The organism is Streptomyces sp. NPDC044571 (assembly GCF_040647115.1).
GTDB lineage: Bacteria > Actinomycetota > Actinomycetes > Streptomycetales > Streptomycetaceae > Streptomyces.
This window is the reverse complement of the sequence record NZ_JBEZBN010000125.1, coordinates 1-1,508: the sequence shown is the minus strand read 5'-3', so window position 1 is coordinate 1,508 and position 1,508 is coordinate 1. Positions and strand designations below refer to the sequence as shown.

The following is a 1,508-nucleotide window of genomic DNA, read 5'->3' as shown; positions in this document are numbered from 1 at the left end:
GGGTGGATTGCGCCTGCGGAGGGTGACCCGGCAGCGCGGGACACGGCTCCCGGGGGGGTGCCCGGTCAGAATGTCCGGGACCGCGCTCAGTCACCGACTCCGGACCCCGAGGACGCACCCATGGACACCGATCCCCTCTCCCGGTTCCTCCAAGCCCTTCCCCCGGCGAAGCGGGAAGCCGTCGAACAGTTGCCCGAGGACCGGCAGGAGGCGATGGCCTCCGAGTGGGAGAGGCGACTCAGTGACGACGTCTCCCTCCTGACGGTGAGCGAACTCGACCCGCACGCCGCGGAGGCCCGGGCGGCGGAGGAAGTCGCCGGGGAGGGCCTCTGACAGCCCTGGACGAGCTGCCGGCCCGACGGCGGGCCGCTCAGGACAGGTGGAACCGGTCGTGGTGGGCGGCCAGCCACGTACGGAAGTCCTGCAGGCCCGGATGGAGCGCGCGGACGGCGTCGAGGTCCCGGGCGGCGGTGAAGATCCGCTCGCAGTCCGCGTAGTACTGGAACATGTTGCCGGCCTCCTCGGCACCGGGGAATCCGAGTCCGCGGAACGCGTCGGGGGTCAGAGGGCGGTACCGCACCGGTTCGCCCAGTGCTTCGGTCATCGCCGCGGCCATCTCCGCGACCGGCAGGTGCTCCCCGGCGATGCTGACGGTGGCGCCGATGAAGTCGGTGCCGCCCTTGAAGACGGCCAGCGCGATCCTGCCGATGTCGTCGACGGCGATGCCGGAGAGCTTGCTGTCACCCATCGGGTAGATGAGCTCGAAGGCGCCGTCCTCGCCGCGCTGGGGGGCGGACGAGCCCAGCAGGTTCTCCCAGTAGAACGTGGCGCGCAGGAACGTCGTCGGTACCCCTGCATCGATGAAGAACTGGTCGGCCTCCGCCTTGCCGTCGAAGTGCGGCACTTTGTAGGAACCCTGCAGCGTCGGCATCCGGTCGTCGTCGAGCGGAATGCAGTCGCGCGTGTCGTCCAGCGTGGACCAGATCGCGTGCTGTACCCCGGCGTGCCCGGCCGCCGTCGCCAGTGCCGCGGCCTGCGCCTTCTCGTGCGCCGCGGACATGTCCGCCCAGAAATCGGTCACCAGGAAGGCACCGTAGGCGCCTTCCAGCACCGGTCCCAGGCTGGCCTCGTCGTCCATGTCGGCCCGCACCACCTCGGCACCGAGCCGTTCCAGCTCCCTGGCCCGGTCCGAATCCGGTCTGCGGGTCACCGCCCGCACCGAGAAACCGCTGTCCTCGTCCTCCAGGACCGCCCGGGCCAGGGCCCCGCCCTGCTGGCCCGTCGCACCGAACACGGTGAGGATCCGCCTGCCGTCCGCCATCGCCCGCACCTCTCCCTGCCGCAGCCACCGGAAACACCTGCCAGCGAACCTACGGCCGCGGACCCGGCGGCAGCGTCGTACACGCCGACAGGCCCCCACGGCACCCGGATGCACCTCCCCGGGTGCGTCGAGCACGGGGAAGCGCGCCCCGAGGCTCGTGCGTAGTGGACGGAGGCGACGAGGGCCG

General features: G+C 71.6%; 2 protein-coding genes. One reads left to right on the top strand and one right to left on the bottom strand.

What is annotated here, in order from left to right; translation table 11 throughout:
• Positions 1-120 precede the first annotated feature (120 nt).
• Complete coding sequence (locus AB0B01_RS30690) at positions 121-333, top strand: hypothetical protein (RefSeq protein WP_361726219.1); 213 nt, start codon at positions 121-123, stop codon at positions 331-333.
• Between the two features lie 37 nt (positions 334-370).
• Here the strand turns inward: AB0B01_RS30690 and AB0B01_RS30685 are convergent, their stop codons facing one another.
• Positions 371-1,321, bottom strand: coding sequence for an NmrA/HSCARG family protein (locus AB0B01_RS30685; RefSeq protein WP_361726216.1), 951 nt, complete (start codon positions 1,319-1,321; stop codon positions 371-373).
• Positions 1,322-1,508 lie beyond the last annotated feature (187 nt).